The sequence below is a fragment of the Anaerolineales bacterium genome (genome assembly GCA_022866145.1).
Taxonomy (GTDB): Bacteria; Chloroflexota; Anaerolineae; order Anaerolineales; family E44-bin32; genus PFL42.
Genome location: JALHUE010000233.1, coordinates 1 through 15,010 on the forward strand (window position 1 = coordinate 1; position 15,010 = coordinate 15,010).

13 protein-coding genes and 1 tRNA gene are annotated in these 15,010 nt (G+C 66.3%); 11 read left to right on the forward strand and 3 right to left on the reverse strand.

The window, feature by feature from the left end; translation table 11 throughout:
* Window positions 1-113: 113 nt before the first annotated feature.
* The 3 genes from MUO23_07315 to MUO23_07325 form a co-directional block, all read right to left on the reverse strand.
* Window positions 114-189, reverse strand: a tRNA-Arg gene (locus MUO23_07315).
* 348 nt (window positions 190-537) lie between these two features.
* A complete protein-coding gene (locus MUO23_07320) occupies window positions 538-1,107 on the reverse strand; it encodes a hypothetical protein (GenBank protein ID MCJ7512765.1) in 570 nt (189 codons plus the stop codon).
* Window positions 1,108-1,251: 144 nt separating this feature from the next.
* Window positions 1,252-1,710, reverse strand: coding sequence for a dual specificity protein phosphatase family protein (locus MUO23_07325; GenBank protein ID MCJ7512766.1), 459 nt, complete (start codon window positions 1,708-1,710; stop codon window positions 1,252-1,254).
* 330 nt (window positions 1,711-2,040) lie between these two features.
* Here MUO23_07325 and MUO23_07330 point away from each other — a divergent pair, with 330 nt between their 5' ends.
* The 11 genes from MUO23_07330 to MUO23_07380 form a co-directional block, all read left to right on the forward strand.
* Window positions 2,041-2,571: an HdeD family acid-resistance protein gene (locus MUO23_07330; GenBank protein ID MCJ7512767.1), complete on the forward strand. Its 531-nt coding sequence runs from the start codon at window positions 2,041-2,043 to the stop codon at window positions 2,569-2,571.
* A gap of 209 nt (window positions 2,572-2,780) precedes the next feature.
* Window positions 2,781-3,821, forward strand: coding sequence for a histidine kinase (locus MUO23_07335; protein MCJ7512768.1), 1,041 nt, complete (start codon window positions 2,781-2,783; stop codon window positions 3,819-3,821).
* A complete protein-coding gene (locus MUO23_07340) occupies window positions 3,818-4,480 on the forward strand; it encodes a response regulator transcription factor (GenBank protein MCJ7512769.1) in 663 nt (220 codons plus the stop codon). Before MUO23_07335 ends, MUO23_07340 begins: the two co-directional genes overlap by 4 nt.
* A gap of 353 nt (window positions 4,481-4,833) precedes the next feature.
* Window positions 4,834-5,217 carry a hypothetical protein gene (locus MUO23_07345; GenBank protein MCJ7512770.1) on the forward strand — a complete coding sequence of 128 codons (384 nt, stop codon included), beginning with the start codon at window positions 4,834-4,836 and terminating at the stop codon, window positions 5,215-5,217.
* Complete coding sequence (locus MUO23_07350; GenBank protein ID MCJ7512771.1) at window positions 5,207-5,623, forward strand: 4Fe-4S dicluster domain-containing protein; 417 nt, start codon at window positions 5,207-5,209, stop codon at window positions 5,621-5,623. The genes MUO23_07345 and MUO23_07350 overlap by 11 nt, the downstream gene beginning before the upstream one ends.
* A 4-nt stretch (window positions 5,624-5,627) precedes the next feature.
* Entirely contained in the window at window positions 5,628-6,464 is an 837-nt protein-coding gene (locus MUO23_07355) for a CoB--CoM heterodisulfide reductase iron-sulfur subunit B family protein (GenBank protein ID MCJ7512772.1), read from the forward strand.
* The gene (locus MUO23_07360; protein ID MCJ7512773.1) at window positions 6,461-7,846 is read left to right on the forward strand and encodes a CoB--CoM heterodisulfide reductase iron-sulfur subunit A family protein; all 1,386 of its coding nucleotides are present in this window, start codon (window positions 6,461-6,463) and stop codon (window positions 7,844-7,846) included. Before MUO23_07355 ends, MUO23_07360 begins: the two co-directional genes overlap by 4 nt.
* A 55-nt stretch (window positions 7,847-7,901) precedes the next feature.
* The gene (locus MUO23_07365) at window positions 7,902-9,608 is read left to right on the forward strand and encodes a CoB--CoM heterodisulfide reductase iron-sulfur subunit A family protein (protein MCJ7512774.1); all 1,707 of its coding nucleotides are present in this window, start codon (window positions 7,902-7,904) and stop codon (window positions 9,606-9,608) included.
* Window positions 9,609-9,611: 3 nt separating this feature from the next.
* A complete protein-coding gene (locus tag MUO23_07370; protein ID MCJ7512775.1) occupies window positions 9,612-10,181 on the forward strand; it encodes a 4Fe-4S dicluster domain-containing protein in 570 nt (189 codons plus the stop codon).
* Window positions 10,172-11,017 carry a CoB--CoM heterodisulfide reductase iron-sulfur subunit B family protein gene (locus MUO23_07375; protein MCJ7512776.1) on the forward strand — a complete coding sequence of 282 codons (846 nt, stop codon included), beginning with the start codon at window positions 10,172-10,174 and terminating at the stop codon, window positions 11,015-11,017. Before MUO23_07370 ends, MUO23_07375 begins: the two co-directional genes overlap by 10 nt.
* Before the next feature lie 3 nt (window positions 11,018-11,020).
* The coding region (locus tag MUO23_07380; GenBank protein ID MCJ7512777.1) for an FAD-dependent oxidoreductase at window positions 11,021-15,010 on the forward strand (3,990 nt) is incomplete at its 3' end.

Here is a 15,010-nt window from a genome sequence, read left to right on the forward strand (position 1 = left end):
AGACATCCGGTCAGTCGTCCTACCCGTGCCTCTGTGGGCTGCGAGAGAGCCTGCTCGCTGAGCAGGCTCAGCCCCGGGAACCCGGAGCAAAGCGGCTTGTTCACCGCCGGCTTTGGCGCCCCCGGCGAGATTCGAACTCACAACCTACTGATTCGAAGTCAGGCGCTCTATCCATTGAGCTACGGGGGCAGTTGTCAGTGGGATTATACCCTCGCCCGGACCTGGATTGCTGGGCCCCACTGCCGGCCAGGCTGTCGTTGGATGGAAGGATCGTGTCAACTTGGGTCTTGGCGGATGAGCCGCGAGGACCTCCAGGCGGGGTTTGGCCCGGCGGCGACGGAGGGCGGCAAGAGGTTCTACCCCGCCGAGCGCGATGTACCACGATTGCGGGACGACGAGGCGTTGAGCGAAGCGCACACGCCCGGTTTCCCGCCAGCCCTGAGAAGCCGGACAAGAACCCCGACCGCGGGCGCGGGGACAGAGGCCCAGTCGCCAATAGGCTCGCCGAGCGATGGGCGGCCAAGATTGGCCGCGGTTCTACTCGCCATCGGCCGTCCTGGTGGAGGTCATCTCGAGCCGGCTGCCGATCAAGGCATAGGTCTGGACGACGGTTTGGGTTGGGCAACACATCGGGTCATCTGGCCCCTGGGTGATCATGTCCACGACGATCAGATTGTCTTCGATCGCGAGCTGTCCAACTTGGATCCGGTCGCCGAGGAGCGTCGAAGCGATGTCGGTCGGTTCCCCGTCCACCGTCTGGACGGCGTGCAGGGTATAGAAGCTGCCGCTGCCGCCGCCGGAGGAAACCAATACCACGGCCGCCGAAGGCTGTCCGTTCAGGTCCCCGTAGGCGACGTCGTCTGTCAGCCGGACGACGATCTCTGTCGCCGAGCCTGGTGCGGCCGGGGCGCGGTATTCGCCATCGACCAGTGTGGCGGATCCGGATCCAGTGAACTCGCTGGAGTAGGCCATGTTGGCCTGCTCCTCGGACCTCGGCGGAGCGGGGGGCTCAGGAGTGACGTCCGAAGCAGGGAACTTCTGCGAGGCGCAGGCGGTCAGCCCGACCGCCAGGAAGAGCCACATCGACACCATGAGCTTGGGCTGCATGCCGAGCCTCCTATCTCCCGTCGCTTGCCGGGCGATCGCTCCAGCGAGACCCCGCCCGAAGTCGCCAGTGCGACATCATGCCAGTCCTGCGTTGTGGCGCTCGGACGGCCTCGGCGCTTTCGCCGGTGATGCAGGGCTGCCGGTTCATTCTGACGGAGGGCGCCCGTCGGGCCACTCTCGTTCAAACCTGCGAATCACGCGGGCGATGTGCGCCGCCCCGGGGTCTGCCCTGGGCCGCTGCTGCGTGACATGGCGCATGGCCTGGTCGGCCGTCATTCCCTTGGCGATCAAGATGGCACACGCCATGGCGACGCTGCGGTGGCGCCCCTGGCGGCAGTAGGTCAGGACGGAGTCGCCGGACTGCATGGCGGCCAGGGCGGCGCGCGTGCCACGGCGCAGGAGCCGGATTGGGATCGGGAGGAAGGGTGCATCCAACCAGGGCAGCCACACCACGCGGAAAGGAGCGCTCCCCAGCGCGGCGGGCGTCTTGACCGGAATCATGTTCAGGATCAGGCGCACCCCGTGGGCCGCCACCTCGGGTGCGTCGGCGGATTGCGGTCGGGCGGCGATGTACAGCTGATCGTCGATTTGGGAGAGGTCCATTGAGCGTGATCCCGCCGGGAGCCATAGGCGTCCACCGTCCGCCAGCGGCAAACTCGCACGGATCAGCCCTGGGCCGGGAGTGGCATGGCGTCGATGGTATCACATCCCCCCAACGCGCTCGCGCCACGCTGGGGTTGTCCAGATAGGTCGCTCGGACTCCGGCGACGGGGCCAATCGGCCAAGCCTCCCGCGATCGCGAAGCGGGGGCGGTGCCGCTCGCGGCGCGGGCGATCTCCTACAAGTATGATAGAATTCTTCTCGAAACGTGGTATCTACCCATGCGACCCAGACTCAACACCCTTTGAAGAATAGAAAGAAGGAGACGTACCTATGACTGCAGTTGCACCGGCCAAGGAGATGAACTCCACTCCTTGGTGGCTCATTTTGCTCGAGTCCATCGCATTCCTCATCATCGGCGCGCTGTTGCTGACCAATCCGGCAGCCACCACCGCGGTTCTGGTCCAGGTGCTGGGGATTTACTGGATCATCAGTGGTGTGTTCAGCCTGGTATACATGTTCATCGACCACTCGAAGTGGGGCTGGAAGCTCTTTGTTGGGATCCTAGGCATCATTGCCGGTGTCCTGGTCCTTCAGCACCCGATGTGGTCCACGCTGTTGGTCCCAACCACCCTGGTCTGGCTGCTGGGATTCGCAGGCTTGTTCATGGGGATCTCGAAGCTAATCATGGCCTTCCAAGGCGCCGGCTGGGGCCAGGGTATTCTGGGGATCGTACTGATCCTGCTGGCCCTGTACCTCATGTTCAATCCGCTGGCCGCCGTCATCGCTCTGCCGCTCGTCCTGGGGATCTTCGGGATCGTCGGCGGGATCACCGGCATTGTGTTCGCCTTCCGAGTGAAGTAGGCAGTTCGGCGTTTGCGGATACCACGCGGGGGCGGGGCCTGGAGACAGGCCCCGCCCTTGTTTTCTCCCTGAACCCATCCGGGAACACGCAGGGTGTCCGTCGGTTGGCGGGCGCGGGGGGAGCGCCTATACTTGCGCCGTGGGGGCGACTGGCTTCTGGTCCAGCGCCATGATGGCAGCCAAGCGCCAGTAGCGGGCTGAAGGATCGCATGGCAAACTGGATCGGACGCCTACCCCTGGTCTCTCGCCTGCTCCTGGCGAATGGGGCTGTGATCGTGGCAGGGGCCATGGCTGGCACCCTGCTCACCCGCAAGCTGGCGGACCAGTCCCCCCTCTCCCTGGCCCTCGCCTTCGCCTTGGTGGGAGTTGCTCTCAGCTTGCTGCTCAATTACGCCGTGCTGGCCTATACCCTACGACCGCTGTCCTCCCTGACCACGACCGTGGATCAGGTGCAGGACGGGCACACTTCCGTCCGGGCCAGGCTGAAGGCGGATCAGGATCCGGAGATCGCCCGCCTGTCGCTGGCGCTCAATACCATGCTCGACCGTCTGGCGGCGCACACGGCGACGATCGAGGCCAACCAGGAGCAGCTGCGAGCCCTGTCGATCAAGGTGATCAGCGCCCAGGAGGAGGAGAGACGCCGCATCGCCCGTGAGCTGCATGATGACACCAGCCAAGCGCTCGCCAGCCTGTTGATTCAGCTCGAGCGGATGGACAGCGCCATCCCGGCCGAGTTGGATGAACTCAAGCAGCGCCTGGCGTCGGCGCGGGAGCTGACGTTGCAGACGATGAATGGGCTGCGCCTACTGGTGGCGGACCTGAGGCCGCTGGTGCTCGACGACCTGGGCCTGGTGCCCGCCATCCGCTGGTACGCGAAGAACCGGCTGGAGCCGGAAGGGATCGACGTTGAGTTCGAAGCCGATCCGGATCTGCCGCGTCTGGCCCCCGCCGTCGAAATCGCCCTGTTCCGAATTGCCCAAGAGGCGATCAGCAACATCGTGCGCCACGCCGATGCCAGCCTGGTCCGGCTGAAACTGGGCTGCAACCACGATGTCAGCCTGATGGTCGAGGACGATGGGGCCGGCTTTGACGATCGGCTGGTCCAGGCATCGCCAACGGGTGAACACATGGGCTTGTTCGGAATTCGGGAGCGCGTGGCGGCCCTGGGTGGGCGCCTCGAAGTGGCGAGCGCTGCTGGGCGGGGTACAACGCTGCGGGTGTTGCTGCCGGCCTATGAGGGTTCGGAATGAACCCGGCTGGGCGGATCCGGGTCCTGTTGGCGGATGACCACGCCGTGTTGCGGGACGGGATCCGTGCCCTGCTGGAGGACGAGGCGGATATCCAGGTGGTAGGCGAGGCGCAGGACGGGCGGATGGCAGTCGAACAGGCCCGCCGCCTCACCCCGGACGTGGTGATCATGGACATCGGGATGCCGCTGCTGAACGGCCTGGAGGCGACGCGGCAGATCAAACGTGACAACCCCCAGACTCGGGTCCTGATCCTGACGATGCATGAGAACCCCGAGTACGTGCCTCAGGTCCTATCGGCGGGCGGATCCGGCTACGTGCTCAAGCAAGCGGCGGGTAAAGAGCTGGTCCTGGCCATCCGAGCCGTGGCGCGCGGGGAAGCCCATTTCTCCCCCAGCGTCGCCCGGACGCTGGCCGACCTGTACCTGCGAAGCCTCGAGGCTGAGGCAGTTCACGATCCCTATGATGACCTGACGCCTCGCGAACGCGAGGTCTTGCAGCTGATCGCCGAGGGGTTCTCGAACCGCAAGATCGCCGAGATGCTGAACCTGAGTGTCAAGACCGTCAAGACCCATCGCTTGCATCTGATGCAGAAGCTGGATCTGCACGACCGGGCGGAGCTGGTCCGCTATGCCTTTCAGAAGGGGATCATTACCGCCTGACGCCCGGACCGCCTGGGCTAGGGTGCGTGCAATCTGCCCGCCGAAGCCTTGCGCATAGCCACGAGGAAGCCACGAAGCCGCGCCGTCCTCCCGCAGGCTGACCGGCTATCTCGGCCCCTGGTGGGCGCAATCTCGGGCCAGGGCCTGAGGGTGATGGGATCAGCGCCGGCGTAGACTGGGCATGCAAGCCTACAGGGCGGACCGTGCGTCAGCGGACGTCAGTGCTTCTCAGGCAACTACAGCATAATTCACGGGGATGGGCGGCGGCTACGGCCGCCGCTTGCGTTCTCTCGGGGGTGGGCGCGGCCTGGCTGGCCTCCATCCAGGCAGGGGGGCTTTGGCTGGCGGTGTGGGTGTCCGGCTGGGCCGCGGCTGCCCTGTGGGTGGCAAGCGCCGCCCGCAGGCGCTGGGCGGCCCGGGAGGACCTGGTCCGGCTGGCGGAGCAGGTGATCCGTCAACTCGACGGACAGTCCCTGTCGCTCGAGCAGGAACAGCGGCAGATCGAGCGCCTACAGGCTGCGATCTCGGACGACGCCTTGCGTCGCCAGATCGAAGATCAGCTGGGGGGGAGCGCTCAGTCGAACCTGATGGCCTTGATCGGCCAGCTGATCCAGGCGGAAGAGTCCGTCCCCGAGGCGGCGGCCGTGACCAAATCGTGGATCTCCCGCGCCCGCCATCTCGCCAGCCATACCCGAGTCCAGCTGGAGCAGGTTCGAGAGGACGTCGGTGGGAGATAGTGCCGTGCATCTGCTGGACCTGGGCAGCCGGCAGGCACCTTGGGTCAGCGAAATCGAAACCCTGAGTGAGCAGAAGCTGCTGGCGTGCTACCAGTGTGGAAGGTGCTCGGCCGGTTGCCCGATGGTCAACGAGATGGACCTGCTGCCCAATCAGGTCATTCGGCTGGCACAGCTCGGGATGGCGTTGGTGCTGGAAAGCCAGGCGGCCTGGGTGTGTGCCTCCTGTCTGACCTGCCATGCCCGCTGCCCGAAGGGGATCGACCTGCCGCGGGTGATGGAAGCCATCCGCATCCTGGCGGTGCGCGCCGGCGGTGCGCGCCTGCTGGCCGGAGATGTGTCCTCCCGCGATCTCTCGCAGGCCCCGCCGATGGCAGTCATCGGGGCGTTGCGCAAGGCTGGAGGCTGAGGCTGTGTCGCGGACCTACGCCTACTTCCCAGGCTGCACCCTGCGCTCACACGCCCAGGACTACGAAAGCCAGGCGCGGGCAGCGGGACAAGCGCTCGGCATCGATCTCGTCGAGCTTCCTGAATGGAACTGCTGCGGGGCGACGTTTCCGCTCAATGCCGAGAATGTGATGGACCTGGTCGCCCCGGCCCGGGTGCTGATTGCGGCGGGCAAAGCCGGCGGCGACCTGGTCACCCTGTGCGCAGTCTGCTTTCATGTCTTGCGCAGGTCCGCCAACTTCCTGAGCACACATCCGTTCGCCCTGGAGCGTCTGAATGCATTCGTCGTCGAGGGTCCCGTCGACGAGCAAGTGCGCCCACGACACTACCTCGAGGTGCTGCGGGATGACCTCGGATGGGAGGCGGTGCAGGCACGCGTCACGCAGCCGCAGACGGGGCTCCGGTTGGCCGCTTACTACGGCTGCATGCTTCTGCGACCAGGCCCTGAGATCGGGTTGGACGACCCGGAGCGCCCGTCGATCCTGGAGAACCTGGTCGAAGCCGTGGGCGGAGAACCCATGCCGTTCTCTCACGCCGCCGAGTGCTGCGGATCGTACCTGGCGGTCACGCAGCCGGCCGCCGTGGACCGTGCCAGCGCCCAGGTCGTGCAATCCGCCCGGGCGGCCGGCGCCGCCGCCGTGATCACGGCCTGCCCGCTGTGTAAATACAACCTGGAACAGGCGCAGCGCGACCAGGTCCAGGAGGATCGCCTGCCGATTGCCTATTTCACCCAGCTCCTGACGCTGGCCTTGGGCCTCGATGCCCCGGAGAGTGCACCGTGGTCGGTGGCGGCGCCGGCATGACGGGCGATGCCCGGTCCAGCGCCCTGGTGATCGGCGCCGGCATCGCCGGAATGCAGGCTGCATTGGACATCGCCAACAGCGGCTACCGGGCGGTGCTGGTCGAGTCCGAGCCGTCGATCGGCGGCCACATGGCGCAGCTCTCGGAGACCTTCCCGACGCTCGATTGCTCGCAGTGCATCTTGACGCCGAGGACGGTAGAGGTTGGCAAGCACGAGAACATCGACCTGCGTACCTACAGCCGGATCGAGGGCATACAGCGCTCGCCCGATGGACAGGCCTTCAGGGTGCGTCTCGTACGCAAGGCGGCCTACATCGACTGGTCGAAATGCACGGGCTGCGGGGTCTGCCAGGAGAAATGCCCCTTCAAGGTCCCATCGGAGTTCGAATGCGGGGTCGGGGTGCGTAAGGTGGTGTACACGCTCTCGCCCCAGGCCGTGCCCAACAAGCCGGTCATCGACGCCGCCAATTGCCGCTACTTGATCAGCAAACACGAGATCGAGACCGGGATAGTTCCAGCCGTGACAAAGTCCGGCAAGCCGGCTGAGCCCAAGTGCGGCGCCTGTGCCAAGTTCTGCCCCACCGAGGCGATCGTCTGGGACCAACAGGAATGTGAGGAGGAAGTCGAAGTCGGGGCAGTCGTTCTGGCAACGGGGTACGACCTGATGCCGCAGGCCCGCTTGGGCGAGTACGGCGCAGGCCTGCTGCCCGATGTCGTGGATGGCTTGGGCTTCGAGCGCCTGTTGGCGGCCAGCGGCCCGACGGCTGGGCGCGTGCTGCGTCCCTCGGACGGCAAGGAGCCGCGGCGGGTGGTCTTCATCCAGTGCTGCGGCTCGCGCGATCCGGCCCGCGGCCAACCGCATTGCTCGAAGATCTGCTGCATGTACACCGCCAAACAAGCCATCCTGTACAAGCACCGCGTGCACGGCGGAGAGGCCACCGTCTTCTATATCGATGTCCGCGCGGCGGGCAAGGGATACGAGGAGTTCTTCCAGCGGGCACAGGTGAATGAGCAAGTCCGCTACATCCGGGGGAAGGTCAGCCGGGTGTACCCCGACGACGAACATCTCGTGGTCAAGGGAGCGGACACGCTTAGCCATCGCCCGGTGGAGGTCGCCGCCGACATGGTGGTGCTGGCGATGGCCGTTCAGCCGCGGCCCGAGACTCGACGGCTGGCGGAGATGCTGGGCCTGGCGACGGACGCCAGCGGATTCGTCTGCGGGCTGGATGAGGAACTGGCGCCGATTGAGACCTCCCAGCCTGGCGTCTTCGTCGCCGGAACCGCCCAGGGGCCGAAGGATATCCCGGAGACGGTTGCCCAGGGCAGCGCAGCCGCCGCCAAGGTGATCCAGCTGCTGCGCATCCAGAGCATGGTGACGGCATGAAACCGAGGTGGAAAGGCCGTCCGCAAGCCGGGCCAGGAGACGGGAGGTCGTCGGCGTGAGCCGGGTGGGGGTGTTCGTCTGCCACTGTGGGCACAACATTGCCGGCATCCTGGATGTGCCGGAGCTGGTGCGCGTGGCGAGCCTGCACGCTGAGGTCGCCTTCGCGGCCGACTACCGCTACATGTGCTCCGACCCGGGCCAGGATCTGATCCGCTCGGCCATAGCCGAGCACCATCTGGATGCCGTAGTGGTCGCGGCCTGTTCGCCGGCCATGCACGAGAGCACCTTCCGCAAAGCATGTGCCGCGGCCGGGGTGAACGCCTTTCGCTGCGAATCCGCCAACATCCGGGAACAGGTGTCCTGGGTGCATCAGAGCCGCCCGCAAGCCGCCACGGTCAAGGCGGCCGACATCATTGGTTCCGTGGTGGAGAAAGTCCGCCGCAATTCCAGCCTGGAGCCGATCCGGCTGCCTCTCTCCCGCCGCTGCCTGGTGATCGGCGGGGGGATCAGCGGCCTGCATGCTGCTCTCGACCTGGCCGATGCCGGCTACCCGGTGGTCCTGGTAGAGCGCCAGCCGTCGCTCGGCGGGAAAATGCGCCAGTTCAGCCGGAGCTACCTCAACCTGTCCGATGGCGAGCACCTGCTGCAGGAGCGCCTCCAGCGCGTTGAGGCGCACCCACAGATCCAGGTCCTCACCCGGGCGCAGGTCCGCGAGGTGGCCGGGTACGTTGGCAACTTCAAGGCGCGGGTAGTGCGTCAGGAGGCAGACGGCGAGGTGGACTTTGCCTTCGAGGTCGGTGCCATCGTGGTCGCCACTGGATGGGACTCGTATCCGCTGGGCAAGCTTGCGGACCTCGGAGGCGGCGTGCTGCCGGACGTGGTGGACACGCTGACGTTTGAGCGCATGCTGCTGCAACCCGAGGGTCCCCGCCGGCCGTCGGATGGCCGGGTGCCGCAGCAGGTGGTGTTCATCCAATGCGCCGGCTCGCGGAATGCTGAAGGCGGTGTTCCGTACTGCTCCAAGGTGTGCTGCATGGTCGTCGCCAAGCAGGCGCGGGCCTACCGGGAGCGGGTCCCGCAGGGCCGGGCCTGCGTCTTCTACACTGACATCCGCTCAGGCGGGAAAGGCTACGAGGAGTACGTTCAGCAGGCGGCGGAGGAGTTCGGGGTGCTGTACCTGCGTGGGCAAGTGCGCCGGGTTTACGAAGCGGATGGAAAGGTCAAGCTGCTGGGTGAGGACACGCTCACCGGCCTCTCGCTGGAGCTGACGCCTGACCTGGTGGTCCTGGCGACGCCGCTGGTCCCGTCCGAAGGTGCGCAGGCACTGGCTCAGGTGCTGCATATCAGCGCCGACGCGGCTGGATTCCTGAGCGAGGCGCATCCGAAACTTCGGCCGGTGGAAACGCTGACCGCCGGGGTCTTCCTGGCGGGATGCTGCCAGGGTCCCAAAGACATCCCCGAGTCGGTCGCCCAGGCCGGGGCAGCAGCCGCCAAGGTCATGCAGCTCTTCTCACAAGAGATGTTGTCGCAATCGCCCACGGTGGCCATCGTGGACGGTGAGCTTTGCGCAGGCTGCGGTGCATGCATCGAGGCTTGTCCATATGGGGCCCGATCCTTGAGCGCTGTGCGGCCGATCGCCGTAGTCAACCCTGCACTGTGCCAGGCCTGTGGCGCCTGCGCGGTAGTCTGTCCCAACAAGGCGACGGAAGTGGTCAACTGGGTTGCGGGCCAGATACTGGCCATGGTGGGCGAGGTCAGCTAGGCGATGGCGCTGCTGCAATCCGTGGAGCATCGGTCGCATCAGGAACTCCGCTTGTGCTACCAGTGCCACAAGTGCACGGCCGGCTGTCCCTCGGCGGCCGACATGCTCTTCGGACCGGATCGCCTGATCCGCCTGATCCAGTTGGGAGAGGATCAACGGGTGTTGGGGAGCCCGGACCTGTGGCTGTGCGCCGGCTGCGGAACCTGCGGCGCCCGGTGCCCGAATGGAATTGACATGGCGCCGGTGATGGACGCCCTGCGGGCGGCGGCGCTCAGCCGCGGCATTCGCCCCGGCGATCCTGGTGCGCTGGCGTTCCACCGCCTTTTCCTGGGGATCACCCGCAGGCTGGGGAGATCGCACGAAGCGACATTGCTCATCCTCTACAAGCTCCGTTCAGGGAATCTGTTTGCCGACATGGGCTCGGGGATCCGTCTGGTGGTGAAAGGCAAGGTGCCTCTGCTGCCGCACCGGATCGCCGGTTGGAGGCAGGTCGCAGGCGTGATGGAGATGCGCATGCCTCGATCGGCCGATCCGGCAGGCGAGGCGGCGGACGGGAGTGACCCGTGGAACTAGCCTACTACCCAGGCTGCAGTCTGCATTCCACCGGGCAGGAATTCGATCTCTCGGTGCGGGCAGTCTTCGAGCGCCTGGGCGTAGGCCTGACCGAGCTGGAGGACTGGTCGTGCTGCGGGGCGTCCTCGGCCCACGCCCTTGATCCTGACCTTGGGGTTCTTCTCCCGGCCCGCAACCTGGCGCTGGCGAATCGGACGGGTATGGACGTCCTGATGCCGTGCGCCGCCTGCTACAACCGCCACGCCGTCGCCGCCGCCCATCTGCGCGATGACCCGGACATGCGGGCCCGAGCGGACGTGTTGTTCGGCACATCGGCCTGGGACGAGTCCAAGGCACGGCCGGTTCTGGCCGTGCTGTGTCAGGATCTTCCACGACGAGACCTGCTGGCGAATGTGGTTCGACCGCTCAACGGGATGCCGGTGGTTTCGTACTACGGCTGTCTGCTTCTGCGGCCGGCAGGAATTCTGCAGTCCGAGGATCCCGAGCATCCAGTGATGATGGATGAGCTGCTCTCGGATCTGGGTGCTGAGCCGCGGCGCTGGTCGTATGCCAGCGAATGCTGTGGAGGCGGGTTGTCCCTCACCCGTCCTCCGACGGTGCGGCGGCTGGTACAGCGCCTGACGGGGGCCGCGCGTGAAGCGGGCGCGCAGGTGATCGTCACCAGCTGCCCGTTGTGCCAGGTCAATTTGGAGATGCGCCAGTCCGGTGAACGCATACCGGTGCTGTACGTCACGGAATTGGTTGCCACCGCCCTGGGCGTCAGCTCTCCGGGCTGGTGGAAGAAGCATCTGATCGATCCGGCGCCGGTGCTGCGCCGATACGCCTTGGCGGACTGAGCAATGGACCGACAACTTGACTCGGTGCTCTCGGGAATGACGAACGAAACCCAGGAAGAGACTGCGGTGGGGTCGACTCCTGTGGCAGGCGAGGGCATTGTGGGCGCCGCCCTGGTCGTCGGTGGGGGGATTGGGGGCATGCAAGCCGCCCTCGATCTGGCAGAGGCCGGCATCAAGGTCTACTTGGCTGAGAGCTCCCCGGCGATTGGCGGGACGATGGCCCAGCTCGACAAGACGTTCCCGACCAATGACTGCGCCATGTGCATTATGTCTCCCAAGCTGGTTGATGTCGGCCGGCACTTGAACATCGAAGTGCTGACCAACGCCGACCTCGACACTCTCCAGGGCGAGCCAGGCCGGTTTCAGGCCACGATCGTTCGTCGGCCCCGCTATGTCCGCCTCGATCGGTGCACTGGCTGCGGCGAGTGCACTGCGGCCTGCCCGATCGACCGGCCGGACGAGTTCAACTGGGGGCTGTCCGAGCGGAAGGCCGTCTACAAGCGCTACCCGCAGGCCATCCCCAATGCCTATTCCATCGAGAAGACCGGCGTGGCGCCCTGTCGGGATGCCTGCCCGATTCACCAGCGGGCGCAAGGGTATGTGGCCCTGGTCCACAAGGGCCGGTACGCCGAAGCCTATCGGACGATTCTCGAAGAGAACCCGTTCCCGTCGATCTGCGGCCGCATCTGCAACCACCGCTGTGAAGACGCCTGCTCGCGCGCGCAGGTCGACGCCCCGGTGAACCTGATGGCTCTCAAGCGGTTTGTCGCCGATTGGGCCTGGGAGCGGCGGCTGGAAGGCGACTCGCTGCGTCCACCTTCTTCGCCAAATGAGCCCTCCGGGCAGCGCGTGGCGATCGTGGGCTCCGGCCCCGCCGGACTGACCTGTGCCCAGGATCTCGTCCGTCACGGTCACGCTGTCACCGTGTTCGAAGCGCTTCCAGTGCCCGGTGGGATGATGCGGGTTGGCATCCCCTCTTTCCGTCTCGGGAAGGATGCGGTCCAGCGCGAAATCGAGGACATCCTGGCTCAGGGCGTCGACCTGCGGCTGAACCACCGCGTGCAGGATGTGGACGGCCTGTTGTCTGACGGCTTCCAGGCGGTCTTCCTGGCGTTGGGCGCTCACCGCGGTGTCCGACTGCCGATCCCAGGCGCCGACCTGCCTCAGGTCGACACGGCCACCGATTTTCTGCGCCAAGGTCGGCTGGAACTCGAAGGCGAGACCAATGCGGGGTGGGGCGAACGGATCCGGGGACGGCGGGTGCTGGTGCTGGGCGGCGGCAACGTCGCCATCGATGCCGCCATGACCGCCGTGCGCTTCGGCGCCGAATGGGTGGGCATGGCCTGCCTCGAAGACCGGCATCAAATGCCGGCCCACGCCTGGGAAGTGCGAGACGCCGAGGAAGAAGGCATTGCGCTGTTCCCGGCACGCACCTTCCATGCAATCACCTCAGCCGACGGTCGCGTTTCCGGGGTGGCATGCTCGCAGGTGTTCTTGCGCGGGTTTGTGGAGGGACGCCCGGACTTCGACCTGCTCCCGGGGACGGAGGAGCAGATTGCGGCTGACCTGGTGATATTCGCCATCGGCCAGCACCCCGACTCCGAGTGGTTGAAGGAAGCGGTGCCGCTCGCCCGCGGCCGCTACCCGGTGGCGGACCCCGAGACTCTGGCGACCGGCCGGCCTGGGGTTTTCGCCGGCGGGGATGGGGTTACCGGCACCAGCTTCGTGGTCGATGCCATTGCCGCCGGCCATCGCGCCGCAACTTCGATCGACCGCTATCTTCGAGGCGAACCTCTCCAACCCCCGGAACGGGTCAGGGATGTCGCCAGCGTGCCGAAGGAAGAAGCCCTGCGCAGGGCGCACAATACCCAGGCGGCGGCGCGCCAGGAGGGAGAGCGCTTGCCGGCGCAGGCCAGGCGATGCAGCCCGGAGGAGTTTTCCGCCGGACTGACCGAAGATCAGGCGCGGGCCGAGGCCGGGCGCTGCCTGGAATGCGGGGTGTGCTCGGAATGCCTGCAGTGCGCCTTCGTCTGCAAAGCGGAGGCGATTGACCACTTGCAGGTTGAGGAGCGCCAGACGCTGGACGTGGGGGCTGTCGTTCTCGCTCCTGGCCTGGAGCCGATCGACCCTGCGGTTCGGTCGGAGTTCGGCTACGGCATCTACCGCAATGTGGTCACCAGTCTGGAATTCGAACGCATGCTCAGTGCCTCCGGTCCGTGGGGAGGCGTGGTCAGCCGGCCGTCCGACGGCAGGCATCCCGAACGTGTCGCCTGGATCCAATGTGTCGGATCGCGCGAGACCTGCGGCGGGCAGGACTACTGCTCCTCCATCTGCTGCATGTACGCCACCAAGGAAGCGATCATAGCCCGCGAGCACGATGCCCGAATTCAGCCGTCGATCTTCTACATGGATATCCGGTCGTACGGCAAGGGCTTCGAAGACTATGTCGAACGCGCCGGGAGCGAGCAGGGCGTGCGCTACGTGCGCAGCCTGGTGTCATCGGTGAAGGAACACCCGGCGACCGGAGACTTGCGGCTGTCGTATGCTGTCTACCGGCCCGATGGTCGGCCTGAGCCCCGTGAGGAACTTTTCGATATGGTGGTTCTCTCCGTGGGTTTGAGGCCAAGCGCCGCCACACGCACCCTCATGGAGCGGCTGGGAATTGCGGCCGATGGCAACGGCTTCCCGGAGGGCGCGGCGGGCACGGGACGCACCTCCCGCCCAGGTGTGTTCGTCGCCGGCAGTCTGGCGGAGCCCAAGGACATCCCGGAGACGGTCGTCGAAGCAGGCTGCGTGGCGGCGATGGCTTCGGAGATCCTGGCGACGGCTCGCGGCACGCGCACTCGCCAGATCGAGTATCCGGCGGAGCGGGATATCTCAGACGAGTCGCCGCGGATCGGCGTCTTCGTGTGCCACTGCGGAATCAACATCGGCGGCGTGGTCGATGTGCCTCAGGTGGTTGAGGCCACGGCGGCCCTGCCGGACGTGGTCTATGCCGAAGGCAACCTGTACACCTGCTCGCAGGATACCCAGGAGAAGATGGCGCGGGTCATTCAGGAGCAGGGGTTGAACCGCGTGGTAGTTGCCTCTTGCACGCCGCGCACGCATGAACCGCTATTCCAGGACACGCTGCGGCAGGCAGGCTTGAACCCAAGCCTGTTCGAGATGGCCAACATCCGTGAACAGGACGCATGGGTGCATCGAGCTCAGCCGGAGCAGGCCACCTGCAAGGCGAAAGAGCTGGTGGCGATGGCCGTGACCAAGGCTCGCGGCCTCGAGCCGATTGTGCGCGGCAGCGTGCCGGTGGAGCCCTCGGCGCTGGTGATCGGCGGGGGATTGGCAGGGATGACGGCCGCCTTGTCAATCGCCGACCAGGGGTACCAGGTAGTGATTGTGGAGCGCGAAGACAGCCTGGGCGGTCAGCTGCGCCATCCGAAACCCCCTGGGCGCGGGCTCGACCCTGAGCGTCTGCTGCACGACACGATTGAAGCCCTGCAGGCGCATCCCCGGATCGACTGCCACCTGGGCACGACGGTCGAAGAGGTCGGCGGCTACGTCGGCCAGTTCCGCACCCGACTGCGCAGCGCCGACGGCGCGGAACAGGAGATCGAGCACGGTGCGATCGTGGTCGCTACCGGTGCGCAGGCTGTCGAGACTGGCGATTTCGGCTGCGGCACGCTGCCCGGGGTGATCACCCAGCAGGCGATGGACGCCATCCTGGCGAACGACTGCCTGCCGGACGAGGCGGCCGCGGCGCTGCGTGACGGCGTGGTGATGATTCAGTGCGTCGGCTCGCGACAGGCTGATCGGCCGTATTGCTCCCGGGTGTGCTGCACGCAGGCGCTGCACAATGCCGTGCGTCTCAAGACCCTCGACCCCTCGACCCCGGTCACGATCCTGTACCGAGACCTGCGCAGTTACGGCTTCCGCGAAAGGGTGTATCGCCAGGCCCGCGATCTGGGGGTCCGTTTCCTACAGTATGCACCTGAGGCG

Bases quoted from the DNA above. Each gene is read 5' to 3' on its own strand.
- MUO23_07320 (MCJ7512765.1), bottom strand. From the start codon at position 1,107: ATGCAGCCCAAGCTCATGGTGTCGATGTGGCTCTTCCTGGCGGTCGGG.
- MUO23_07325 (MCJ7512766.1), bottom strand. From the start codon at position 1,710: ATGGACCTCTCCCAAATCGACGATCAGCTGTACATCGCCGCCCGACCG.
- MUO23_07330 (MCJ7512767.1), top strand. From the start codon at position 2,041: ATGACTGCAGTTGCACCGGCCAAGGAGATGAACTCCACTCCTTGGTGG.
- MUO23_07335 (MCJ7512768.1), top strand. From the start codon at position 2,781: ATGGCAAACTGGATCGGACGCCTACCCCTGGTCTCTCGCCTGCTCCTG.
- MUO23_07340 (MCJ7512769.1), top strand. From the start codon at position 3,818: ATGAACCCGGCTGGGCGGATCCGGGTCCTGTTGGCGGATGACCACGCC.
- MUO23_07360 (MCJ7512773.1), top strand. From the start codon at position 6,461: ATGACGGGCGATGCCCGGTCCAGCGCCCTGGTGATCGGCGCCGGCATC.
- MUO23_07370 (MCJ7512775.1), top strand. From the start codon at position 9,612: ATGGCGCTGCTGCAATCCGTGGAGCATCGGTCGCATCAGGAACTCCGC.